General features: G+C 64.0%; 22 protein-coding genes and 1 other RNA gene. 14 read left to right on the forward strand and 9 right to left on the reverse strand.

Annotation, left to right across the window (positions count from 1 at the left end; all coding sequences use genetic code 11):
- The first annotated feature begins 8 nt into the window (after nucleotides 1–8).
- Nucleotides 9–1,151 carry a cytochrome P450 gene (locus tag ACSQ3S_RS06785; protein ID WP_436141928.1) on the forward strand — a complete coding sequence of 381 codons (1,143 nt, stop codon included), beginning with the start codon at nucleotides 9–11 and terminating at the stop codon, nucleotides 1,149–1,151.
- On the opposite strand, the gene ggt is transcribed toward ACSQ3S_RS06785, so the two are convergent.
- Together ggt and ACSQ3S_RS06795 are read right to left on the reverse strand one after the other, a co-directional pair.
- A complete protein-coding gene (gene ggt, locus ACSQ3S_RS06790) occupies nucleotides 1,140–2,903 on the reverse strand; it encodes a gamma-glutamyltransferase (protein ID WP_436141929.1) in 1,764 nt (587 codons plus the stop codon). The genes ACSQ3S_RS06785 and ggt overlap by 12 nt on opposite strands.
- Before the next feature lie 17 nt (nucleotides 2,904–2,920).
- On the reverse strand, nucleotides 2,921–3,439 hold the full coding sequence (locus ACSQ3S_RS06795) for a hypothetical protein (RefSeq protein ID WP_436141930.1): 519 nt from the start codon (nucleotides 3,437–3,439) through the stop codon (nucleotides 2,921–2,923).
- Nucleotides 3,440–3,591: 152 nt separating this feature from the next.
- On the opposite strand from ACSQ3S_RS06795, the gene ACSQ3S_RS06800 reads away from it, so the two are divergent.
- Entirely contained in the window at nucleotides 3,592–3,855 is a 264-nt protein-coding gene (locus tag ACSQ3S_RS06800) for a hypothetical protein (RefSeq protein WP_176654655.1), read from the forward strand.
- A 76-nt stretch (nucleotides 3,856–3,931) separates the two neighbouring features.
- Here ACSQ3S_RS06800 and rpoH read toward each other — a convergent pair whose 3' ends face one another.
- The 5 genes from rpoH to ACSQ3S_RS06825 all read right to left on the reverse strand — a co-directional run bounded on the left by rpoH (nucleotide 3,932) and on the right by ACSQ3S_RS06825 (nucleotide 8,777).
- Nucleotides 3,932–4,831, reverse strand: coding sequence for an RNA polymerase sigma factor RpoH (gene rpoH / locus ACSQ3S_RS06805; protein ID WP_176654654.1), 900 nt, complete (start codon nucleotides 4,829–4,831; stop codon nucleotides 3,932–3,934).
- 255 nt (nucleotides 4,832–5,086) lie between these two features.
- A complete protein-coding gene (gene ftsX, locus ACSQ3S_RS06810; protein WP_436141931.1) occupies nucleotides 5,087–6,007 on the reverse strand; it encodes a permease-like cell division protein FtsX in 921 nt (306 codons plus the stop codon).
- Complete coding sequence (locus ACSQ3S_RS06815) at nucleotides 6,004–6,660, reverse strand: cell division ATP-binding protein FtsE (protein WP_176654652.1); 657 nt, start codon at nucleotides 6,658–6,660, stop codon at nucleotides 6,004–6,006. The genes ftsX and ACSQ3S_RS06815 overlap by 4 nt, the downstream gene beginning before the upstream one ends.
- A gap of 16 nt (nucleotides 6,661–6,676) precedes the next feature.
- Nucleotides 6,677–7,714, reverse strand: a complete 1,038-nt coding sequence (ftsY, locus tag ACSQ3S_RS06820; protein WP_436141932.1) for a signal recognition particle-docking protein FtsY — start codon at nucleotides 7,712–7,714, stop codon at nucleotides 6,677–6,679.
- Between the two features lie 118 nt (nucleotides 7,715–7,832).
- Nucleotides 7,833–8,777: a MerR family transcriptional regulator gene (locus ACSQ3S_RS06825; RefSeq protein WP_176654650.1), complete on the reverse strand. Its 945-nt coding sequence runs from the start codon at nucleotides 8,775–8,777 to the stop codon at nucleotides 7,833–7,835.
- A gap of 330 nt (nucleotides 8,778–9,107) precedes the next feature.
- Here ACSQ3S_RS06825 and ACSQ3S_RS06830 point away from each other — a divergent pair, with 330 nt between their 5' ends.
- The 3 genes from ACSQ3S_RS06830 to ACSQ3S_RS06840 all read left to right on the forward strand — a co-directional run bounded on the left by ACSQ3S_RS06830 (nucleotide 9,108) and on the right by ACSQ3S_RS06840 (nucleotide 11,587).
- Nucleotides 9,108–9,260, forward strand: coding sequence for a hypothetical protein (locus ACSQ3S_RS06830; protein ID WP_436141933.1), 153 nt, complete (start codon nucleotides 9,108–9,110; stop codon nucleotides 9,258–9,260).
- Between the two features lie 613 nt (nucleotides 9,261–9,873).
- Nucleotides 9,874–10,956 (forward strand): porin, encoded by a 1,083-nt coding sequence (locus ACSQ3S_RS06835; RefSeq protein ID WP_176654649.1) that lies wholly within the window; start codon nucleotides 9,874–9,876, stop codon nucleotides 10,954–10,956.
- Between the two features lie 70 nt (nucleotides 10,957–11,026).
- The gene (locus ACSQ3S_RS06840) at nucleotides 11,027–11,587 is read left to right on the forward strand and encodes a hypothetical protein (RefSeq protein ID WP_353399785.1); all 561 of its coding nucleotides are present in this window, start codon (nucleotides 11,027–11,029) and stop codon (nucleotides 11,585–11,587) included.
- Between the two features lie 24 nt (nucleotides 11,588–11,611).
- Here the strand turns inward: ACSQ3S_RS06840 and ACSQ3S_RS06845 are convergent, their stop codons facing one another.
- Complete coding sequence (locus ACSQ3S_RS06845) at nucleotides 11,612–13,315, reverse strand: thiamine pyrophosphate-binding protein (RefSeq protein ID WP_176654647.1); 1,704 nt, start codon at nucleotides 13,313–13,315, stop codon at nucleotides 11,612–11,614.
- A gap of 132 nt (nucleotides 13,316–13,447) precedes the next feature.
- Here ACSQ3S_RS06845 and rnpB point away from each other — a divergent pair.
- An RNA gene (rnpB, locus tag ACSQ3S_RS06850) (RNase P RNA component class A) lies at nucleotides 13,448–13,791 on the forward strand.
- A 63-nt stretch (nucleotides 13,792–13,854) separates the two neighbouring features.
- Nucleotides 13,855–15,342 (forward strand): glycerol kinase GlpK, encoded by a 1,488-nt coding sequence (gene glpK, locus ACSQ3S_RS06855; protein WP_436141934.1) that lies wholly within the window; start codon nucleotides 13,855–13,857, stop codon nucleotides 15,340–15,342.
- Nucleotides 15,343–15,347: 5 nt separating this feature from the next.
- Here the strand turns inward: glpK and ACSQ3S_RS06860 are convergent, their stop codons facing one another.
- Entirely contained in the window at nucleotides 15,348–15,962 is a 615-nt protein-coding gene (locus ACSQ3S_RS06860; RefSeq protein WP_436141935.1) for a hypothetical protein, read from the reverse strand.
- Between the two features lie 263 nt (nucleotides 15,963–16,225).
- On the opposite strand from ACSQ3S_RS06860, the gene ACSQ3S_RS06865 reads away from it, so the two are divergent.
- From ACSQ3S_RS06865 to ACSQ3S_RS06895, 7 genes are all read left to right on the forward strand, one after another.
- Entirely contained in the window at nucleotides 16,226–16,516 is a 291-nt protein-coding gene (locus ACSQ3S_RS06865; RefSeq protein ID WP_436141936.1) for a type II toxin-antitoxin system Phd/YefM family antitoxin, read from the forward strand.
- Nucleotides 16,517–17,229: 713 nt separating this feature from the next.
- On the forward strand, nucleotides 17,230–17,658 hold the full coding sequence (gene mraZ / locus ACSQ3S_RS06870; RefSeq protein ID WP_436141937.1) for a division/cell wall cluster transcriptional repressor MraZ: 429 nt from the start codon (nucleotides 17,230–17,232) through the stop codon (nucleotides 17,656–17,658).
- Between the two features lie 9 nt (nucleotides 17,659–17,667).
- Entirely contained in the window at nucleotides 17,668–18,642 is a 975-nt protein-coding gene (rsmH, locus tag ACSQ3S_RS06875) for a 16S rRNA (cytosine(1402)-N(4))-methyltransferase RsmH (protein WP_436141938.1), read from the forward strand.
- A complete protein-coding gene (ftsL, locus tag ACSQ3S_RS06880) occupies nucleotides 18,639–18,914 on the forward strand; it encodes a cell division protein FtsL (protein WP_176654641.1) in 276 nt (91 codons plus the stop codon). Before rsmH ends, ftsL begins: the two co-directional genes overlap by 4 nt.
- Nucleotides 18,911–20,686: a peptidoglycan D,D-transpeptidase FtsI family protein gene (locus ACSQ3S_RS06885; RefSeq protein WP_176654640.1), complete on the forward strand. Its 1,776-nt coding sequence runs from the start codon at nucleotides 18,911–18,913 to the stop codon at nucleotides 20,684–20,686. Before ftsL ends, ACSQ3S_RS06885 begins: the two co-directional genes overlap by 4 nt.
- 20 nt (nucleotides 20,687–20,706) lie before the next feature.
- Nucleotides 20,707–22,242 carry a UDP-N-acetylmuramoyl-L-alanyl-D-glutamate--2,6-diaminopimelate ligase gene (locus ACSQ3S_RS06890; RefSeq protein ID WP_176654901.1) on the forward strand — a complete coding sequence of 512 codons (1,536 nt, stop codon included), beginning with the start codon at nucleotides 20,707–20,709 and terminating at the stop codon, nucleotides 22,240–22,242.
- Nucleotides 22,242–23,627, forward strand: coding sequence for a UDP-N-acetylmuramoyl-tripeptide--D-alanyl-D-alanine ligase (locus ACSQ3S_RS06895; RefSeq protein WP_436141939.1), 1,386 nt, complete (start codon nucleotides 22,242–22,244; stop codon nucleotides 23,625–23,627). The genes ACSQ3S_RS06890 and ACSQ3S_RS06895 overlap by 1 nt, the downstream gene beginning before the upstream one ends.
- The last annotated feature ends 2 nt before the right edge of the window (nucleotides 23,628–23,629 follow it).

Consider the following 23,629-nt stretch of genomic DNA (forward strand, 5'->3'; position numbering starts at 1 on the left):
CTATCCACATGATGACCTCTCACACTCCTCCCCGAAACGCGCTGGACGCGGTCACGCATCCCGATCCCTATCCATATTACGACAGCCTCGCCGCGCGGCAAGGGCTGCATTTCGACGACGGCCTCGGCTTGTGGATCGCCGCCAGCGCCGCCGGCGTGACAGCGGTGATGCAGCACCCGGATTGCCGCGTGCGGCCGCTGGCCGAGCCGGTGCCGGCGGCGATTGCTGGCGGCGCGGCGGGCCAGGTGTTCGGCGCGCTGGTGCGCATGAATGATGGCGAGCGGCACACGCAGCCCAAGCTGGCATTGCAGCGGGCGCTGGCCGGTGTCGGCACCGATGAGGCCCGGCGGCGCGCGGCGCGGATAGGCGCTGAGCTGTGGCGTGATGATGGCCTGGCGTCGTGGATGTTCGAGGTGCCGGTGTTGGCCATGGCCAGCCTGATCGGCTTTGCGGACAGCCAGCTGCCTGCGGTGGCGGCATGGATGGGCGAGTTTGTGGCCTGCCTGTCACCGTTCAGCGACGCTTCGCAAATCGAGCGCGCCCACATGGCGGCGCAGGCGCTGCTGGAGAGCTTCAAGACGCTGATGCGCGGCGCAACGGCTGCCTCGGAGGGCAGCTTGCTGTCGCTGGTGATTGCGGAGGCAGAGGCGGTGGGGTGGAACGAATCGCACGCCTTGCTGGCCAATCTGGTCGGCCTGCTGTCGCAGACGTATGAAGCCACGGCTGGCCTGGTCGGCAACAGCGTGCTGGCGCTGGCGCGCCAGCCGGAGGAAGAACGCAGCGGTCCGGAAGACGCCGCAGCGCTGGTGCGGGTGGTGAGCCGTTTCGATCCGCCGGTGCAGAACACGCGCCGCTTCGTCGCGCGGGATTGCGAGATCGGCGGCGCGCAGTTGAAGGCCGGCCAAACAATCCTGCTGGTGCTGGCCGCCGCCAGCCGCGATCCGCTGGGCAAGGGCCGCGAGTTCGGTTTCGGCCATGGCATCCACGCCTGCCCTGGCAATGCGCTGGCCTGTGCGATCGCCACCGGCGCCATGGAGTCGCTGATGTCGGCGATCGCCGTCGACCCTGGGGCGGCGATGCTGAAGGCGTTGAACTGGACTTACCGCCGCTCGCCCAACGCCCGCATACCGTTATTCAGCCTAGTGCGCTGACTTCTGCACCAGCGCGCTGCCGACGCCATGGCGGTGGCCTTCGCTGACGGCGGTGACGGTGCCGTCGGGGTTGAACACCAGCGCGTTGGCGGCGCCGATTTCCTCCGGCGTCTTGCTCCAGTGCTGGCCGCTCTTCTCCAGCGCCAGCGCTTGCGGGGTGCCGGCGAAGCCCGGTTCCACATCGGTCGCCATGCCGTTGCGTTCGGACAGGCGCGGCGCGTTGACGGCGTCCGGCATCGACATGCCGAGGTCGACGTAGTTGAAGATCGTCTGCAGCACGGTGGTGATGATGGTGGCGCCGCCAGGGCTGCCGACCGAGAACGCCGGCTTGCCGTCCTTGAATGCCAAGGTCGGCGACATGCTGCTGCGCGGGCGCTTGCCCGCTTCCGGCACGTTCGGATGCGGGCCGGAGAAATCGAAGTCCGTCATCTCGTTATTCAGCAGGAAGCCATAGCCCGGCACGGTGATGCCGCTGCCGCCCCACGATTCGATGGTGTAGGTATAGGAGACGATATTGCCGTCCTTGTCCGACACCGTCAGGTGGGTGGTGTGCGCGCCTTCGGCCAGCAGCTTGTTGGCGTTGGGACGCAGCGGCACGCTGACGTCGTTCTGGAATGGATACGGGTCGCCGGCCGGGGCCTGCACGCTGGCCTGGGCCGGATTGATCAGTTCACGGCGGCGCGCGGCGTAATCCTTGTTCAGCAGACCGGCCACCGGCGCCTCGACGTATTCCGGGTCGGCCAGGTAGGCGTTGCGGTCGGCGAAGGCCAGTCGGCTCGCTTCCATGTACAGGTGCTCGGCTTTTTCGCGCGGCATGGACTTGAGGTCGTAGCCCTCGAGGATGTTCAGCGCTTCGGCCACGGCAACGCCGCCGCTGCTCGGCAACGGCATGCCGTACAAGTCGTAGCCGCGATAGGTGCTGTGCACAGGCTGGCGCAGGCGCACTTCGTAGTTGGCCAGGTCGGCCATCGTCATGCTGCCGGAGCGTACGCGCACGCCGGCCGCCACTTTCGGCTGGTTGACGGTATCGACCACCGCGCGACCGATCTTGCCTTCGTAGAAGACCTTGACGCCGCCGGCCGCGATTTCGCGGTAGGCCTTGGCCATGCCGGGATTGCGCAGCGTGGCGCCGGGCGCGATGGCTTTGCCGTCCTTCAGGTACAGCGCGGCGGTATCGGGGAACATGCTGAATTTGTCGCGGCTCATCTCCACCAGGTGGGAGAAATTCTCGTTGACCTTGAAGCCGTCGGTGGCGACGGCGATCGCCGGCGCCAGCACCTGCTTGAACGACATCGAGCCGTAGCGGTCCAGCGCCTCGTGCCAGCCGCGCACCGCGCCGGGCACGCCGACCGACATGCCGCTGGCGACCACCTGCTCGAAGTTCATCTCCTTGCCGTTTTCCTGGAACACCGTCGGCGTGAAGCTGGCCGGCGCCGTTTCGCGGTGGTCGATGGTGATGACGCGCTTGTCCTTGGCCAGGTAGATGACCATGAAGCCGCCGCCGCCGATGCCGCAGCTGAACGGATCGGTCACGCCCAGCGTGGCCGCCGCCGCAACCGCCGCGTCGATGGCGTTGCCGCCCTTGTTGAGAATGGCCAGCGCGGCTTTCGACGCCGGTTCGCTGATGGTGGCGACGGCGCCGCCGGTGCCGGTGGCCACCGGCGTCTTGGCGAAGGCGGCCGGCGGCAGGACCAGCGTGAGGATGATGGAAGAAACGAGGACGGTGCGGGCGGGACGGCGTATCGTTGTCATGTGGTCGCTGGGTCGGGTTAGGATGAGGGAGCGTTGCTTACCCTCAAGCTTACCCGATAATCCGGCGTCGCTTCATTCTTGGCCGGGACCGCTTGCGGCTCGACGCCGGCCAGCGTGAACGTCAGGCCGTTTTGCGTGACGCTGGGCTTGCCGTTCGGCATGCTGTCGGACAGCACGAAGCTGCTGGTGCTGCCGTCGGTGCCGGTCAGCGTGAAGCTGTAGCTGATGTAGCCGGCCCAGACGCAGACCGCGCCGACACGGCAGCGGCTGTCGTTGACGCGTTCCAGCTTGACGACGGGGGCGCTGGCGGTGGCGCCGGCCAGGCCTGGCGTGGCGGCCTGCGCGATGGTCACGCTGCCGCCTTGCTGCAGCACGTAGGTGGCGGTGAAGCGTTGCGCCGCGGGAGCGGCCGCCTTGCCCATGCCGGACGCGGAGCCGCAGGCGTGCAGCATGCCCATGACGGCGACCAGCACGGGCAGGACGATCAGCTGGCGCAGCATCGGACGCAATATGGCACGCAAATTCGTGGTTTTCATTGTGGACCTCCATCCAAGTGGAAGCAAGCTTAACAAAAAGATCATACCGGCGGCGCACGAACTGCACGCCGACAGCGCTGGCTCAAACTAAGTCGGCGCGGCCGGCACAAGCTGCGTAGAATGTCTGCTTTGAATCAATCAGGATATCCCTCATGAAAAAAACCGGCATGGCGAAAAGTGACGCCAAAAAACTGATGGGCAAGATGGCGGCCCCAGGAGCGGCCGGTTTCGGCAAGGTGGCCGACGTCGTCGACAAGCGCGAGCAGCGCAAGCGCGACCAGGAACTGGGGCTGGTGCCGTTCGCGGTCAAGCTCAACGGCGACCTGGTGCAGCAGCTGCATGCCCAGGCCAAGGCGCGCGAGCTGGAGATGAACCAGCTGGTCGCCGAGCTGCTGGCCAAGGGCCTGGCAGCGTAAAGCAAAAAAATCCCCTGCGGCACCGAACGCGATCTTGCATGCGTTCGGGCCGGAGGGGATTTTTTACCCGGCTGGCTTAAACAAAAGCGGCCAGCGAGCCCTTCATTTTCTTCAGCGCGGCCGATTCGATCTGGCGGATGCGCTCGGCCGATACGCCGAATTCGTCGGCCAGCGTGTGCAGCGTGGCGCCGGAGCCGTCGTCATTGGCCAGCCAGCGGGCTTCGACGATGCGGCGCGAACGGGCGTCCAGCTTGCCCAGCGCTTCTTCCAGGCCTTCCGACTGCAAACGGGTCACCTGTTCGGCTTCCAGCACGCGGGTCGGCTCGCTGGCCTCGGACGACAGGTAGGCGATCGGGGCGAATTTGTCGTCCTCGTCGTCGTTCGGCGATTCCAGCGCGATGTCGCGGCCGCTCAAGCGGGTTTCCATCTCGATCACTTCTTCGCGCTTGACGTCCAGCAGCTTGGCCAGGCTGTCGATCTGCGCCGGCGTCATCGCGTCCAGGCCGGTCTTGTGGCTGCGCAGGTTGAAGAACAGCTTGCGCTGTGCCTTCGTCGTCGCCACTTTGACCAGGCGCCAGTTTTTCAGGATGTACTCGTGCATCTCGGCCTTGATCCAGTGCATCGCGTACGACACCAGGCGCACGCCCTGGTCGGGGTCGAAGCGCTTGACGGCCTTCATCAGGCCGATATTGCCTTCCTGGATCAGGTCGGCGTGCGGCAGGCCGTAACCCAGATAGCCGCGCGCGATCGACACCACCAGGCGCAGGTGCGACAGCACCAGTTCCTGGGCGGCGCCGAGGTCGTTCTTTTCCTTGAGCCGCTTGGCCAGCGAGATTTCATCAGCGTGGGTCAGCATCGGCAGGCGGTTGACGGCCGAAATATAGGCGTCCAGGTTCCCCAGGTTGCCAGTGAACCCGAGTCCCAGTGCGCTATTGGTGGCGGGGACCAATGCAGTCGGTGCGGACATCATATTCATTTTCATTCCTTTGCTCGATGGTGTGACTGTTGCTGCAGAGAACTCATTTGCTCTTCAGTTCACATATATTAGCACTCTCCTTCGTTGAGTGCCAATCACCAGATATTTATCGCCCTGATAGTAAAAATACTATGACGTTTTTAAGCATCATGGCTTCTGATAAATCAAGCATGCGCGTTGGAGCTTAGGCCAAGCTTAATGATAGGGCGGGGCGGGAGCCGTTTCCGTGCGCGGACGCACGGAAAGGTTGAGGGGTCAGTTGAGCTTGGACAAATGGCGCTGCACGGACAGCAGCGCGCCGATCAGGCCGAGGCCGGCGGACAGCGCCAGCAGGGCGGCCATGGCCAGCGGCGGCAGCGGCGCCAGCTGGAACTCAGACGCGTACAATCTTGCAAATTCGGCAATCGCGATGTTCAGCGGGCGCAGCGCCAGCGACACCGCGCCCAGCGCCAGGCCGCCGGCGCACAGGCCCAGCAGGGCGCCGGTGTAATAGAAGGGGCGGTGGATGAAGCTGTCGGTGGCGCCGATCAGCTTGGACACCAGGATTTCCTCGCGTTGCGTCATCACCTGCAGGCGGATGGTGTTGAAGATCACCGCCACCACCACCGTGCCCAGGGTCGCGGCCAGCAGCAGCAGGGCCAGGCGCAGCACGTTGAGCAGCGCGGCCAGGCGCTTGACCCAGGCCGAGTCCACCTGCACCGTGTCGACGCCGGGCAGCGCGCGGATCTGTTCGGCCAGCTGGTCGACGTCGCCGCCGGCCTGGGCGTTGCGGAAGGCGTCGAGCTTGAGCACGTAGCTGTCGGGCAGCGGGTTCTCGCCCAGCGTGGTCAGCACGTCGGCCAGGCCGCTCTTGTCCTTCAGGTTGTCCAGCGCCTTTTCGCGCGGCGTGAAGATGATCTTGGCCTGCTTGTCCTTGACCGTCTGGCGCAGCGGCACGGCCAGCGCCTCGGCCTGCTCGCGCGGCGTGTCCTGCTTGAGGAACACGCTGATTTCCGGATCGACCGACAGCTGCTCGGACATCGGCCGCACATTGTCGAGCAGGGTGACGCCGGTGAACGGCAGCGCCAGCGCGATCGCCACCACTAATATATTGAACAGGAAGCCGCCCGGCGAACGGCGCAGGTGGACCAGCGCGGCGGCCAGCGCGTAGCGGTGTTGGCGGAACCAGTGCGTCATGCCGCCACCTCCAGCTGACCTTGATTGAGGTGGATGACGCGCGCGGCCGAGTCGAGCATTTGCTCGTCGTGGCTGGAGATCACGCAGGTCACGCCGACCGAGTGGAAGGCCTTGAGCGCATCGAGCACCTTGTTGGCGCTGGCGCGGTCCAGGTTGGCGGTCGGCTCGTCGGCCAGGATCACTTGCGGCCGGTTGACGATGGCGCGCGCGATCGATACCCGCTGCTGCTCGCCGCCGGACAGGGCCAGCGGCTGGGCATGGGCGCGTTCGAGCAGGCCGACCTTGTCGAGCGCGGCGCGGGCGCGCTGCTCGGCCTGGCCGCGCGAGGCGCCGGTGACCAGCAGCGGCAGCATGACGTTGGCCAGGATGGAGCGGTCGGTCAGCAGGCGCTGCTGCTGGAAAATCAGGCCCAGGTTGCGCCGCAGGAAAGGCACGGCGGCCGGCTTGATGCGGGCGATGTCCTGGCCGTTGACGATGACCTGGCCGGCGCTGGGACGCTCCATGGCCGCGATCATCTTCAGCAGCGTGGATTTGCCGGCGCCGGACGGGCCGGCGAGAAAGACCAGTTCGCCTTTTTCTACCGTGAGCGTGACGTCGCGCAGCGCCGTCGCATCGGGGGAATATTGTTTCGAGACGTTCCGGAATTCGATCATGTAAGGATCCGAAGGGTTATCCAAGCAGGGCTTCGACAAATTCGGCAGCCACGAACGGCTGCAGGTCTTCAATCTTTTCGCCGATGCCGATGAAATACACGGGCACCGGACGCACGCGGGCGATCGCCGCCAGCACGCCGCCCTTGGCCGTGCCGTCGAGCTTGGTGATCACCAGGCCGGTCAGCCGCAGGGCGTCGTCGAAGGCTTTGACTTGCGCCAGCGCATTTTGCCCGGTATTGCCGTCGATCACCAGCAGCGTTTCGTGCGGTGCGCCTTCAAGGCCCTTGCCGATGACGCGCTTGATCTTTTTCAGCTCTTCCATCAGGTGCAGCTGGGTCGGCAGGCGGCCGGCGGTGTCGATCATGACCACGTCCAGGCCCTTGGCCTTGCCGGACTGCACGGCGTCGAACGAGACGGCGGCCGGGTCGCCGGACTCCTGCGAGATGACGGTGATGTTGTTGCGCTGGCCCCAGACCATCAGCTGCTCGCGGGCGGCGGCGCGGAAGGTGTCGCCGGCGGCCAGCAGCACCGACTGGCCGTTGGCCTGCATGTGCTTGGCCAGCTTGCCGATGGTGGTGGTCTTGCCGGCGCCGTTGACGCCGGAAATCATCATCACCATCGGTTTATGGCGGCCCAGTTCGAACGGCTTTTGCAGCGGCAGCAGCAGGTCTATCATCAGCTGTTTCAGCGCGGCCTTGACGGCGGCCGCGTCCAGCAGCTTGTCGTCCTTGACCTTTTGCCTGAGCGCGTCCAGCAGGTACTGGGTGGCGTCGATGCCGGCGTCGGACATCAGCAGCGCCGCTTCCAGCTCGTCGTACAGCGCGTCGTCGATCTTGGCGCCGACAAACAGGATGGACAGGTTGTTCGAGGTCTTGGACAGGCCGGCCTTCAGGCGCGACATCCACGACAGTTTCTGCGCCGGCTCTTCGATCGGCAGCAGCGGCTCGACGGCGGCGGCGGGGGCGGTTTCAACGGTAGGGGTGGGGGCCGGTGCCAGGGGTTTAAGCTCAGGCACTTCCGGGGCGACAGGTTTTTTCTTGAAGAAACTAAACATGGATATGTGGTTGGGGGCGCTTCAAGCAGATGCCCGGCAGCGCCGGACACGGGGAAATGCGCGTATTTTACCAGAGCGCGGCCTGGCGGCCCCGGATTGCTACCGGAATGACAACGTTTCAGCTGGCGGCGGGACCGTTGCGCTGGCGCCATTCGGCGATGGCGGCGCTGATGTCGGACAGCGCGTAGACCCGCACGTACGACGGCCGGCGCCGCTTGAGCGCGGCATTGCCGCCGCCGGCCCACAGCTCGACGCTGCCGTTCAGGCGCAAGTGCAGCTCGGCCAGGCCGTCCAGCGCCTGGCGCGCGTTCATGGCCACGGAGAAGGACAGGGCGATGATGTCGACGCGCTGCACCCGCGCCGCCTCGACGATGTCGAGCAGCGGCGTCTGCACGCCCAGCGAGATGCAGTGGGCGCCTTCGGCCACGCACATGGCCTCGGCCATCAGCAGGCCCAGGCCGTGGCGCTCCTGGGGCAAGGTGGTCAGCATGATGCGCGGCGCGCCGACGTTGTTGGCGTTGGCCTGCGGCATGGCGAAGATGGCGCTGCGCATCACCACCGTCAGCGACTCGGTATATAGATGTTCCTCGAACGTGGCCAGCTGGCCGCTGGCCCAGGCCTCGCCGATCAGCGAAGTCAGCGGGGCGACCAGTTCGATGACGAAACTCTTCAGGCCCATCATCAGCAGCGCCTGCGACAGCTTGCGGCGCAGCGCCTCCATCTGATGGCTCTTGCACAGGTCCAGATAGGTTTGCAGCTCCGGCGGCGGCACCGACGGCCCGCCGAGCTTGCTGGTGGCCTGGCCGGTCAGCGCCTGCAGCTCGTCCGCGCTGTACTGGATCACCTTGCCGGGACGGAAGCCGAGGTCGATCAGGCGCTTGACCAGCCGCAGCTTTTGCACCTGTTCGATGGGGTAGACGCGCTCGCCGTTCGGGTCGCGCAGGGGCTGGGGGAAGTCGTAGCGCCGCTCCCACACGCGCAGGGTTTCCTTGGCGACGCCGGTGTCGCGCTCGACGTCGCTGATCGTGCTAGGAACTGTTTGTGAAGAAGCTGTAGTTGTCATCAGGCATATGCGGCCGCCGTTTTTGACAGCCGCGAGGGTTGGCACAGGGTCTGGGTGCACAGTGCGCTAGCGTGAGGCGGGCATAACGCGACCTGCATTTTACATTCCTTTCGCGCCTGAAAGTAATGCATGCACATCGTGTTTTACTCTGTATAAGTCATGGAAAACACCTTGTCCACGACACACAGTTGACATCGGGAACTAATTAACTATTTATCGCCCATCCCCCGGTTTTGTCATAGACAAAATTTTTTGTAACGGGGGAAAAATGTGTTGCAAGTGGCGGAATTTCTCGAAACGACATGCCGCTTGCCTGTATGCATTTCATTCATGCAGACGCTGCACTATTCGCAGCGCATTCCATGGAAATATGCAAGAGTTGTCGCTGGTTTTGTCGCAAAACAGCAACAAGTAGCAATTTCTTACAAATTGCTGATGCAACGCAACACTTTTCCGACGGCACAAAATTTAGTACACAAATAAAGGGGTATCACTATGAGCAAAGTTGGCGCCTGAGCTATTTTGCCGTCGGAAACTGCCGAACATTGTCTTGAGTTGTAAGCTTATTACCATTCGGTAGAGGCGGGCGCGCGGGTGCTTCAGTATAAAATGGCGTCAGAAATAGCAAAGTGGCTATTTTTACTTGGTCCGACAACGATGTGGTCGCGCATGCATAGATCTTGCATTTGTTACCAGGGCAGCCCGCACAACGGGCTGCTGCACTGGTTCATCGTGCGGAAATACTGGGCTAGTTCGCTTGCTCGGCAAGAAATATTGCGATGCGGTAAAATGCTGGCGCTTTGATCATCTGGCATGCATAACAACAGTCAACATGAATGCATTTACACTTGATAGAAAAGCAAAGCATCAGTATAGTGCCGCCTCCGGTGCCTTTGTGCACTGCGATAAAGCCGGCGTCGATTAAATCGGCCGCAACTTATGTGAACGCCGTCCCGGCTACCGGGACCGCACAGTGGCAGCTGGGGAGTATGCCCTCACGCACAGACGGCGCCTGCTGGTGGCGCCGATAAGCACCGAATTTAAGCGTAAGACTAGCTTTACCTTTTTACAGCAACACAACTGAAGGAAACACGCAATGAAAAAATCCCTTATCTCCATCGCCGTACTGGGCGCAATGAGCTCCGCAGCCTTCGCACAGTCGAACGTAACGATCTACGGTATCGTCGACGCCGGTATCGTTAGCGAGCGCGGTGGCGCAGCTGGCAATGTCACCAAAGTAGCCAGCGGCACCGCTTCGGCTTCCCGCCTGGGCTTCAAAGGCACCGAAGATCTGGGTGGCGGTCTGAGCGCCATCTTCAAACTGGAAGCCGGCGTGAAAATCGACGACGGCTCGCTGGACAACACCAACAACAAGCTGTTCAACCGCGAAGCCTACGTCGGCATCGGTTCGAAGACCGCCGGCACCCTGACCCTGGGTCGTCAGTACACCCCGTACTACGAAACCCTGCGCGACGTGGCCGATCCATTCGCACTGGGCTACGCTGGTACCGCCAAGAACATCTTCCCAGTTGCTGGCGCACAGACCCGCAACGACAACGCCGTTGTCTACAAAACCCCTAACCTGGAAGGCTTCCAGGGCGCGGTTTCGTACAGCGTCGGTGAAACCGCTGGCGACGCTTCGGCAAACCGTCAGATCGGCGCTTCGGTTGGCTACACCAACGGTCCTCTGAACGTTGCCGCGGCTTACAACAGCCGCAACAACGACACCGCCACCGTGAAAACCAACGGCATGGGCCACAACGCCCTGATCGCTGCCAACTACGACTTCAAAGTCGTCAAGGCATACGTCGCCTTCGGCAAGGACAAGGGCCTGAACAGCGCCGCCCTGGCCAACACCAGCAACCCATACGGCTACACCGTGGCACCAGTGGCTTCGCAAGACAGCAACGACACCCTGCTGGGTCTGACCGCACCAGTGGGCGACACCGCTGGTACCGTGATGGCTTCGTGGATCCGCAAGAACGACAAAGAAGTTGCTAACCGCGACGCCGACCAGTGGGCAGTGGGTTACTCCTACGCTCTGTCGAAGCGCACCAGCACCTACGTGTCGTACGCCAAGATCAAGAACAAGAACGGCGCAAGCTACACCGTTGGTGGCAACACCGATGTCGGTAGCGGCGACAAGGCGTTCAACGTCGGCATGCGTCACTCCTTCTAATCTGATTTAATCAGTTAGAATCAACAACGGCTGCCTGGTGCAGCCGTTGTTCATTTCTGAAAGCCCTTACATGATGACTACCCGACGTGCCGTGCTGGCCGGTTCCATCCTGCTGGCGTCCTGCGCGGTGTTCGCCGCGCCCAAGCTGTCGCGCAAGTCCGCCCCCGGCGGCCTGCCGCGCTACGGCATGGTGGTGTACTCCGACCTGTGCATCCATCCGGACAGCGGCGAGTTCGGCGGCCAGCGCATCACGCTGCAACGGTTTTCAGAAGTGGATACGGTGTTGTATGAATACACGGCCGGCGGCCTGAGCTGGCCGGTGGTGGCCAGCGACGTCACGATAGACCCGCGCGGCCAGCAGCTGTATTTCACCGTGCAGCCGCCGGACGAGGATGAGCGCACCATCAACGGCAAGCTGGCCGATGGCGGCAGGACGCTGGTGCTCGACGGCGGCTATTGCGGCGACGAGGCGGTGCCGATGCGGCTGTCGCTGGTGACCGATTTCGGGCGCAAGGCCGGCGCCTGCCGCGCCTGTCCCGCGCCCAAGCACAAGAAAGAGAAGGATGAAGACGGAGAGACGGCCCCGGCGCCGTACGTCGATCCAGTCAAGACCACGACCGCCGGCCTCTGAGCCGGCGGTTTTTCCATTGGCGGCTTACTTCGCGGCCTTGGCCGCCTGCGCGTTCTTGCGGATGGTTTCCAGGGTCGCGCCCGGCGTGATCAGGTTGCCGTCGTAGCGCAGTTCGATCACGGCCGGCAGGTTCTTGCCGTTGGCCCAGGCCAGCGCGCGTTCCAGCGCCGGGCCGAATGCCGCCGTCGTATCGACCACCTCGCCATGACCGCCGTAGGCCACGGCCAGCGCCGCGAAGTCCGGGTTGTGCAGCTGGGTGCCGGACACGCGGCCCGGGTAGTGCAGCTCCTGGTGCATGCGGATGGTGCCGAACATGCCGTTGTTGAACACGATGATGACCACGCCCGCCCGGTACTGCACGGCGGTGGCCAGCTCCTGGCCGTTCATCATGTACTCGCCGTCGCCGGCAAAGGTGATCACGGTGCGCCGGGGAGCGATGATCTTGGCCGCCACGCCGGCCGGCACGCTGTAGCCCATCGCGCCGCTGGTCGGCGCCAGCTGCGTGCGCATGCCGCCGTAGCTGTGGAAGCGGTGCGCCCAGGTGGCGTAGTTGCCGGCGCCGTTGGTGATGATGGTGTCGTGCGGGGCGATCTGGTCGATCTGCTGCACCACCTGCCACAGGTCCAGCGGCGCGGCGCCGTCCTGGAAGATCGGAGGCTGCTTCTGCCACGCGGCCAGGTCGGCGCGCGCTTCGGCCACGCTGGCTTGCCACGCGCCGCTGTCGAGCGGCGCCATCGCGGCCAGCATCGCCGTCATTTGCGGCATGCCGCTGTTGATCATCAACTCGGCCTGGTAGACGCTGCCCAGTTCCTCGGCGTCCGCGTGGACGTGGATCAGGCGCTGGGCCGGCACCGGCGCGGCGATCAGCGCGTAGCCGCCGGTGGTCATCTCGCCCAGGCGCGGGCCGATGGCCAGGATCACGTCGGCTTCGCGCACGCGCGCGGCCAGTTTCGGGTTGATGCCGATGCCGACGTCGCCGATGTAGTTCGGATGGGCGTTGTCGAGCAGGTCCTGGAAGCGGAAGGCGCAGGCCACCGGCAGGTGGTTGGCTTCGGCGAAGGCCTGCAGGTCGGCGCAGGCTTGCGCGTTCCAGCCGCCGCCGCCCAGCAGGACCAGCGGCTTCTTCGCGCCGGCCAGCATGCTGCGCACTTGCGCGATCTGCGACGCGGCGGGCGAGGCTTGCACCGGCTGGTAGGCGCGCGTGTCGGCCACGGCGGCCATCGCGGTCAGCATGTCTTCCGGCAGCGCCAGCACCACCGGGCCCGGACGGCCGCTGGTGGCGATCTGGAAGGCGCGGGCGATGTATTCGGGCACGCGGTCGGCGCGGTCGATCTGCGCCACCCACTTGGCCATCTGGCCGTACATGCGGCGGTAGTCGATTTCCTGGAACGCTTCGCGGTCGACGAAGTCGTTGCCGACCTGGCCGATGAACAGGATCATCGGCGTCGAATCCTGGAACGCGGTGTGCACGCCGATCGAGGCGTTGGTCGCGCCCGGTCCGCGGGTGACGAAGCAGATGCCGGGCTTGCCGGTCATCTTGCCGTAGGCGTCGGCCATGAAGGCGGCGCCACCCTCCTGGCGGTTGATGATGAAGCGGATGTCGGAATCGTGCAGCGCGTCGAGCACGTCCAGATAGCTTTCGCCGGGTACGCCGAAAGCGGTGTCCACGCCGTGGATCTTCAGGGCGTCGACCAGGATCTGGCCGCCGGTGCGGGATGGTTGCGTCATTGTGCGGGCCTTATCGATATTATAGGTGTACATCACGGTGTGCCTCATTCTACGGCCGGGGCGGGGCAGCGGCTTTTCTAATGGCGACACCAAATTTCAGATTTGGATGGCCGGACTGGTACAATACCGCCTGAAGCAAGCCAGACAGCCGCTGGCCAGCGCGTAATGCCTGGCGGGAGGAAGGTCCGGACTCCACAGAGCGGGGTGACGGTTAACGGCCGTCCGCTGAAAGCCGCAAGCGCAAGCCCAGGGTATAAGGCGAGGAATAGGGCCACAGAGACGAGCGTATTAAGTTACGGTGAAACGCGGTAACCTCCACCTGGTGCAATTCCAAATAGGCACGCGATGATGCTGCTCGCGGAGCGTGCGGGTAGGAAGCTTGAGCGCTGGAGTAATCCAGCGCCTAGAGGAATGGCTGTCATAGCGCAGGTTCGCCTGCGCCGTAACAAAATCCGGCCTATCGGCTTGCTTCAACTAACAATGATTTCGCGGCGGCCGCCGGATCGAAGCGCACGCTGCGACGACCGGGGACATTGCCGATGAAAAAATACATACTGGCCTTGGATCAAGGCACCACCAGTTCGCGCGCCATCCTGTTCGACCATCAGGGGCAGATCTGCGGCAGCGCGGCGCAAGAGTTTCCCCAGCATTTTCCGCAGCCCGGCTGGGTCGAGCACGACCCGAACGAGATCTGGAACAGCCAGCTCACCGTGGCCCGCAAGGTGCTGCACGACCATCACGTCGACAGCCACCAGATCCTCGCCATCGGCATCGCCAACCAGCGCGAGACCACCGTGGTGTGGGACCGCAAGAGCGGCGAGCCGATCGCGCCGGCCATCGTCTGGCAGGACCGCCGCACGGCCGACGTCTGCGAAGCGCTGCGCGCCGACGGCAAGGCTAAAAAGATTACTTCGATCACCGGCCTCGAGCTGGACGCCTATTTCTCCGCCACCAAGCTCAAATGGCTGCTCGACCACGTGCCGGGCGCGCGCGAGCGGGCCCGCAACGGCGCGCTGGCGTTCGGCACCATCGACAGCTGGCTGGTCTACAAGCTGACCGGGCGCCACGTGACGGACGTCAGCAATGCCGCCCGCACGATGCTGTTCAACATACACCTGATGCGCTGGGACCACGACCTGCTGCAGCTGTTCGACATTCCGGAAGAGATGCTGCCGCAGGTGGTGTCGTCGAGCGAGGAGGTGGGCAATACCAGGGCCGCGCTGTTCGGCGCGGAGATCCCGGTGGCCGGCATCGCCGGCGACCAGCAGGCGGCCACGTTCGGCCAGGCCTGCCACCAGCCGGGCATGGTCAAGAATACCTACGGCACCGGCTGCTTCATGCTGATGCACCTGGGCCGGCATCCGGTGGCCTCGCACAACCGGCTGCTGACCACGGTGGGCTGGCGGATCGACGGCGCCACCGACTACCTGCTGGAAGGCAGCGTGTTCATGGGCGGCGCCACGGTGCAGTGGCTGCGCGACGGCCTGGGCATCATCGAGAAATCCAGCGACGTCGAGGCGCTGGCCGCCAGCGTGCCCGACAGCGGCGGCGTGTTCATGGTGCCGGCGTTTGTCGGGCTGGGCGCGCCGCACTGGGATCCGTACGCGCGCGGCACGCTGGTCGGCATGAGCCGCGGCAGCAACCGCGCCCACATCGCCCGCGCCGCGCTGGAGGCGATCGCCTATCAAAGCGCCGAGCTGATGGCGGCGATGCAGAAGGATGCGGCGATACCGCTGGCCGAGGTGCGCGCCGACGGCGGCGCCGCCCGCAACGACCTGCTGATGCAGTTCCAGGCCGATTTGCTGGGCGTGCCGGTGGTGCGGCCGACCGTGACGGAGACCACCGCGCTGGGCGCGGCCTATCTGGCCGGGCTGGCGGTGGGCTTCTGGGACACGCAGGAAGAAATCGCCGCGCAGTGGTCGTCCGAGCGCCGCTTCGATCCGGCCATGCCGGCCGACCGCCGCGCTGAGTTGCTGGGGCAGTGGGGGCGCGCGGTGGAGCGCTCAAAAGCCTGGATTGCTACATAGAGGGCTCACTCGAAGGCCACATCTTCAAGCCGGAAGCGGTATTTGCGGCGTTCCGGTTCGGTCCAGCCCTGGCCGGGGCCGGTGTTGCGAGGCACAGAGGGCGTCAATGGCTGGATCGTGGCCGTTGATTTTGTGAGATCAGCGCGCGCGGCAGGAGCGGCTGGCGTCGCTGGTGGGCTTGCAACGGAGCAGGGGGGAGCATCGGCTGCGGCGCGGGCCAGTTCCCTGCGGCGCAGGCTGGCCCTTTTCCAGTTCTTTTCTCCGGGCATGCGAATCGAGATATCTTGCCAGGCGTTGCGCACGCTGTCGGCGAAAGCGCTGGCAAACTGGTTGGGCGAGACGGCGCGGCCTTTGTACATGATGTGGTCGCCTTCGACGATTGCATATTCATGGTCGTTGCGGTAAGCCATGCGCAGCCACGTGCCCTCGGGCAGGAACAGCGTTTTCCATTGGTAGCCGCGCGGTTCGGCCGGCGGCACGCTTGCCGAGGTCGCGAGCCAGTGGCGGATCGCGGCATCAACCGCTTCGGCCGGATCGGCGGGCGAACCGGTTTCGCGCATCCGATCCATCAGGGCGAGCAGGGTGGCGGGTGCGACATTCACGCTTACTGTAGCAAACATGCTGTTCTCCTTACTGAGGTCTACTGAAATTCTCTGAGTCCTACTGAGTTAGACTAGCTCAGTAAGGCAAAGTTCAATTCAGCAGATTTCAGTAAAAATTTCAGTAGATTTACTAGAGGGACATAGGGGAGACACCCAGTGTATGTATTCAGGCAGCAAGGTTTCAGTGCGGCGATTGCCGCTATCCGGCCGCTCACGCAGCAGCCGAGCGGCTGCCGTCACTGGCGTATCATGTACAAAATTTTGTACTATCCGGAGGTGTTATGGCGATTTCTGCTGCTGATATCGTGCCGCCTTCGCAAGCACGCGCCAATCTTTCTGAATTGACGGACGAGGTCAAGGCCGGCGCTGAGAAGATTATTACCAAGAACGGAGTGAGCTACGTTGCGTTGATAGACGCGGCGCGGCTGGATTATCATCATCAGCTTGAGCGCGGGCGGGTGCATCTGCTGTTGATCGACGAGGCTTCCAAAGGTTTGGATGATGTCGCCGCCGGCCGTGCCAGGGATGCCAGGTCGGCCGTTGCGGCACTGAAAAGGCGCCGTCGGCCTTGATAAATAAAGCCGCCATGGGGACACCTTTTCTCGCCCGCGCGGGCCGCTCGATCATCACCGTCAGCTGTCTTTCGACCTGAATTCCGTATCGAGTGTCCTCGGCCCGGGCGTATAATGGCAGGTGAGTCGACGTGCTGCACTGCAAAATTTGTATAGACAAGTTTGCGAACGTCATTGGCCTTGGTCATAGTATTAGAAATCGCTGTAGCTGCTTTTTGAAGGTTTCCCATTCCGCGTAACGGCGCTCTTGGCGCGACATACCCGCAATTCCTCCCTTAAATCACCCTGTTTTCCGCCGACCCAGCGCCGAATCGCCACATTGTCGATTTGATACTGCAATGTTGGCGAACTGCAACTATATGCATTTATTTCACTATTTTATTAAAGCCATTTTCCCCCTTTTAGTGCGCCCAAACACATGTGCACAGATGAGGTAGCACATTCACACTCTTTCATAAGTGCTTAATTTGGCTAACTATTTTATTTCTATGCGGCTTCAAGGAATCGCGCTAAGTCCTTAATTTCATTAATAAAATCGCTGTTTCGTTTGCCTGAAAGCGCTTGACCACTATTCTTGCTTCCTCTAAAGTGGGCATCTGTGTGAAAAAGTGTCTTTTTGTGGGAAATTTCACCCGACTTAGCGGCGGGGGAGATGAAACAAGGAAAGTGCTGTTCATGCTCCGCTAACCATACTGAGGTCAAAAGGTAATCCCGTGTTTCAAGGCGCGTCCGCAATCAATCTCGATGCCAAAGGCAGGATGTCTATTCCTGCCAAGCACCGTGACGCGCTGTCGATCCAGTGCGAAGGCCGCCTCACGCTGACCCGCCATCCCGATGGCTGCGTCATGCTGTTCCCCCGCCCCGTGTGGGAACAACACCGTCAACAGATCGCCAGCTGGCCCATGCAGGCCCGCGCCTGGCAGCGTATTTTCCTCGGTTACGCCGTCGACGTCGAAATGGACACGGCCGGCCGCATCCTGATCTCGCCGGAACTGCGCAGCGCCGTCGGCCTCGACCGCGAAGTCATGATGATGGGCATGGGTTCCCATTTCGAAATCTGGGATACCGCGAAAATGGCGGAAAAAGAGCAGCAGGCGATGGATGCCGGCACCCCCGATGTACTCGCCAATTTCTCCTTCTAAGGCTCCGTGATGACCATGACATCGGTGCCGGAATTTCAGCATCGGACGGTGCTGCTAGACGAAGCGGTCGACGCGCTGGCGCTGGACGGCGCGCGCGCCGACGGCGTCTACATCGACGGCACCTTCGGCCGCGGCGGCCACTCGCGCCTGATCCTGTCCAGGCTGGGCGCCAACGCGCGCCTGATCGCCTTCGACAAGGACCCGCAGGCCATCGCCACCGCCGAACAGATCGCCGACCCGCGCTTCACCATCGTCCATGACAGCTTCGCCACCATGAGCGCGGCGCTGGCCGAACGCGGCGCGCCCAAGGCGGACGGCATCCTGCTCGACCTGGGCATCTCCTCGCCGCAAGTGGACGACGCCGCGCGCGGCTTCAGCTTCCGCAACGATGGCCCGCTCGACATGCGCATGGACACCACGCGCGGCATGTCGGCGGCGCAGTGGATCGCCACTGAAACCGAACAGACACTGGAAAAGGTGATAAAAGAATATGGGGAAGAACGGTTTGCTTTTCAGATTGCAAAGGCGATTGTTGCTCGCCGGGCAGTCGAGCCAATTTCAACCACACGACAGCTTGCCGGCATCGTGGCAGGCGCGGTCAAGACTCGGGAAAAGGGCAAGGATCCGGCAACCCGCACATTTCAGGCTATCCGGATTTTCATCAATAAAGAGCTTGAAGATCTCGAGATCGGTCTGAACCAGGCCTACGACAGCCTGGCGCCGGGCGGCATCATCGCCATCATCAGCTTCCACTCGCTGGAAGACCGCATGGTCAAGCGCTTCTTCGCGTCCAAGGCCAATGTCGAGCAGCCCGACCGCCGCCTGCCGATCCGCGCGGTCGACCTGCCGCAGCCGGAGCTGAAGCTGCTGGCCAAGATGAAGCCGTCCGACGCCGAGGTCGACGCCAACCCGCGCGCCCGCTCCGCCGTGATGCGCGTGGCGCGCCGGCTGCCGATTCCTTCAATCGCGGAAGGTGCGGCATGAGCGGCAAGATCAACCTGGTGCTGGCGGCGATGCTGGTCGCTTGCGGCCTGTCGCTGGTTAACGCGCAATACCAGGCGCGCCACCTGTTCATCGAGCTGGAACGGGCGCAGTCGCAGGCGCGCCAGCTGGACATCGAATGGGCGCAGCTGCAGCTGGACCAGTCGACGCTGGGCAAGCACGCGCGCATCGAGGAAATCGCCCGCCGCGACCTGAACATGACCCCGTTGACCGCGGCCCGCACGCAGTACCTGACGCCGGAAGGATCGAAATGAGCCGCGGCAGCAATGCGAACACCTCGCGCGTAGCCGCCTCCAGGGGCGTGCCGTTCTCGAAGAACCCTGTGCTGGCGGTGCGCCTGTCGGTATGGCGTTCGCGCGTCGTGCTGTTCGTCTTGTTTGCCGCCTTCGCCGGCCTGGCCGGCCGCGCCCTGTGGCTGCAAGGCCTGTCGACCCAGTTCCTGCAGAAGCAGGGCGAGATCCGCTACGCCCGCACGCTGGACCTGCCGGCCACGCGCGGCAAGATCACCGACCGCGAAGGCCAGGTGCTGGCCTCGTCGATTCCCGTCAAAGCCATCTGGGCGATCCCGGACGACGTGCAGGACGCGCCGCCGGCCAAATTGAAAGAGCTGGCCAGGCTGCTCGACATGAGCAACGCCGACCTGCAGAAGAAGCTCGATTCCGACCGCGGCTTCGTCTACCTGAAGCGCCAGGTCGAGCAGGACGTGGCCGACCAGATCACCAAGCTGGGCATCGACGGCATCCAGACCCGCAAGGAATACAAGCGCTTCTACCCGCAGGGCGAAGTGACCACCCACGTGGTGGGCTTCACCAACGTCGAGGACGTGGGCCAGGAATCGATGGAGCTGGCGCAGCAGAAAACCCTGGTCGGCCAGCCGGGCAGCCGCCGCGTGATCAAGGACCGCCTGGGCCATATCGTCGAGGACATCGAGTCGGTGCGCGAACCGCACGACGGCAAGGACCTGACGCTGTCGATCGACAGCAAGATCCAGTACATCGCCTTCACGCAGGTGAAGGAGTCGGTCGAGAAGTTCCACGCCAAGGCCGGCGCCGCCGTGGTGCTGGACGTGCACACCGGCGAGGTGCTGGCGCTGGCCAACTGGCCCACCTACAACCCGAACGACCGCTCCAAGCTGACCGGCGAGCAGCTGCGCAACCGCGTCATGACCGACACCTTCGAGCCGGGTTCGTCGCTCAAGCCGTTCACCGTCGGCCTGGCGCTGGATGAAAAACGCATCACGCCGCACACCATGTTCGACACCGGCGCCGGCTCGATGGTGATCGCCGACCACGTGATCCACGACACCCATCCGCACTACATGATCGACGTGCAGGGCATCATCCAGAAATCGTCCAACATCGGCACCTCCAAGATCGCGCTGGCCATGCCGCCGCAGGAGATGTGGGAGATGTTCACCAAGGTCGGCTTCGGCCAGCAGCCCAAGTGGGGCTTCCCCGGCGCCGTGGCCGGCCGCGTGCGTCCTTATAAATCCTGGCGCCCCATCGAGCAGGCCAACATGAGCTTCGGCCAGGGCATCTCGGTGTCGCTGATCCAGCTGGCCCGCGCCTACATGATCTACGCCCGCGACGGCGACATCATTCCGCTGTCGTTCCAGAAGGTCAGCGAGGCGCCGCACGGCACGCAGGTGGTGAGCGCCAAGACCGCCGCCGAGATGCGCGAGATGCTGGAGATGGTGACCCAGCCGGGCGGCTCGGCCGTCAAGGCGCAGGTGCCGGGCTACCGCGTCGGCGGCAAGACCGGCACGGCACAGAAGTTCCTCAACGGGCACTATTCGCAGACCAAATACATCGGCAACTTCGTCGGCATGGCGCCGATGTCGAACCCGCGCTTCATCATCGCCGTCATGATCGACGAACCGGGCGGCCCGGTGCACGTCGGCGGCGACGTCGCCGGTCCCGTGTTCTCCGCGCTGGCCGCCAATGCGTTGCGCGCCAAGAACATCACGCCGGATTCAACCCTTACCCATATCATCATTCCTGATAATGCAGCACAGGAGAACATGTGACCACTTCTGACTTCGACCCGATGGCTATTGCAGCCGCGATCCGCAAGCTGGCGCCGAGCGCGCAGCTGGCGTCGGATTCGCGCCGCATCAAGCTGGGCGATGTGTTTTTCGCTTATCCCGGCGACGCCGGCGATGGGCGCAGCTTTATCGACAACGCCATCGAGCAGGGCGCGTCGCTGATCGTGCTGGACCCCGCCGGTTTCACCTGGAACGACAGCTGGACCGTGCCCCACCTGGCCGTGGATAACCTGAAGCAGAACGCCGGTCCGATCGCGCACGCCTTCTACCAGCAGCCCGATGCGGCGATGTTCACCGTCGGCGTGACCGGCACCAACGGCAAGACCTCCAGCGCCGTGTGGCTGGGCCAGGCCCTGTCGCGCGGCGCCGAACCGGCCGCCGTGGTCGGCACGCTGGGCGTGGGCCTGTTCCGCGCGCGCGGCGAAGTCGAATACGACGTCACCGGCTACACCACGCCGGACGCGGTGCTGCTGGCGCGTACGCTGGCCGACCTGCGCGGGCAGGGCGCGGCATCGCTGGCGATCGAAGTGTCGTCCATCGGCCTGGAACAAGGCCGCGTGGCCGGCATGCACTTCGACGTCGCGCTGTTCACCAACCTGACCCGCGACCATCTGGACTACCACGGCACGATGGAGGCCTACGAGGCCGCCAAGGTCAAGCTGTTCGACTGGCCCGGCCTGAAAACGGCGGTCGTCAACCTGGACGATCCCGCCGGCGTGCGCATCATCGATCACCTGAAAGCCAAGCCGGCTCCTTTGGCCGGTAACATCCCGCTGATCGGCTACACGCTGCACGACACGACCGCGCGGCCGGACATCGACGGCGTGCTGATGCTGCGCGCCAGCCAGATGCGCAGCAGCCGCAGCCTCGGCACCGAATTCCATCTGGATTGCCCGCTGGGCGTGGCGCTGGTCAAAACGCATTTGGTCGGCAACTTCAACATCAGCAACGCGCTGGGCGTGATGGGCGCGATACTGGCCAAGGGCGCCGGCCTGCGCGCCGCCATCGAAGCGGCCGAAGCGCTGCAGCCTGCGCCTGGACGCATGCAGCAGGTCGGCGGCCAGGATGCGCCGATGATCGTCATCGATTACGCCCACACGCCGGATGCGCTGGAGAAGACCCTGGCCGCGCTGCGTCCGGTGGCCAGCGATCGCGGCGGCCAGCTGTGGTGCGTGTTCGGCTGCGGCGGCGACCGCGATCCGGGCAAGCGCCCGCAGATGGGCAAGATCGCGCAGATCGCCGACCACGTGCTGGTCACCAGCGACAATCCGCGCAGCGAAGATCCGCATTCGATCATCGAGCAGATCCTGGCCGGCATGGACCAGAACAATCCGGCATCGACGGTGCAGGCGCTGGACGATCGCGCCGCCGCCATCCTGTCGGCGATCAAGCATGCCGGCAAGCCGGACGTGATCCTGCTGGCCGGTAAAGGCCACGAGCCCTATCAGGAAATCAAGGGCAAGAAACTGCCATTCTCGGATGCCGAGCACGCGCAGCTGGCGCTGTCGGCACGTTTAACCATGATGAGGACGAATTGATGCGCGCAGCACTCGCACAGATTCTGCCTTCGATCGCGGGCGCCAGGCTGATTGGCGCCGGCGAAGTGGTGTTTAACGGCGTCTCCACGGACAGCCGCAGCGTCATGGCCGGCAATTTGTTTGTCGCATTGCGCGGCGAAGTGTTCGATGCCCACCAGTTCCTCGCGCAGGTGGCGGAGCAGGGCGTCGCCGCTGCCATCGTCGAAGAGCTGCCTGATGGCTGGAACCTTCCGGCCATCGTCGTACCGGACACGCTGACCGCGCTGGGCCAGATCGCCAACTACTGGCGCCGCCAGTTCGCGATGCCGGTCATCGGCGTCACGGGCAGCAATGGCAAAACCACGGTCAAGGAAATGATCGCGACCATCCTCGCGGCGGCTCATGGCGAAGAAGGCCGCCTGGCCACGCGCGGCAACCTGAATAACGAAATCGGCGTGCCGCTGACGCTGTTCCGCATGGAAGCGAAGCAGCAGTCGGCCGTCGTCGAGCTGGGCATGAACCATCCCGGCGAAATCGGCCGCCTCAGCGCCATCGCCGAGCCGACCGTCGCCATGGTCAACAACGCCCAGCGCGAGCACCAGGAATTCATGCACACCGTCGAAGCGGTCGCCCGCGAAAACGGCGCCGTGCTGGCCAGCCTGCCGGCGGACGGCGTGGCCGTGTTCCCGCACGGCGACGAATTCACGCCGATCTGGGAAGAGCTGTCGGCAGGCCGCCGCGTGCTGCGCTTCGGCCTGACCAAGGACGCGGAAGTGAGCTGCACCTTCCGCGCCGGAGATTTCGGCAACGAGATGTTCGTCACCATCCGCGAAGGCGAGGGCGAGCCTGAACAGTTCTTCGTCAACCTGCAGGCAGCCGGTGAGCACAACGTGCGCAACGCGCTGGCCGCCGTCGCCTGCACCTACGCCGCCGGCATCGCACTGGACAAGATCAAGCTGGGCCTCGACACCTTCGCGCCCGTCAGCGGCCGCCTGCAGAAGAAGGCCGCCGCCAACGGCGCCGTGGTCATCGACGACAGCTACAACGCGAACCCGGATTCGGTGCGCACCGCCATCGACGTATTGTCCAAGTCCGCCGCGCCGCGCGTGCTGGTGCTGGGCGACATGGGCGAAGTCGGCACGCAGGGTCCGGAGTTTCATGAAGAAATCGGCGCATATGCGCAGACCAAAGGCATCGAACAGGTGCTGGTAACGGGCGAGCTGGCCACGCACATGAAAGGCGCGTCCATTCGTCATTTTGAAAACTTCGGCGATCTGCTGGCTGCTGTCGATGCAGCGGTAACGCCGGATGCAACCGTATTAATCAAGGGCTCCCGTTTCATGAAGATGGAACGGGTCGTGCAGCATTTGATTGGATCGCAACAAGCTAACAAGGAAAGTCACTAATC

The sequence above is a fragment of the Duganella sp. LjRoot269 genome, assembly GCF_964254095.1.
GTDB lineage: Bacteria > Pseudomonadota > Gammaproteobacteria > Burkholderiales > Burkholderiaceae_D > Rugamonas > Rugamonas hordei.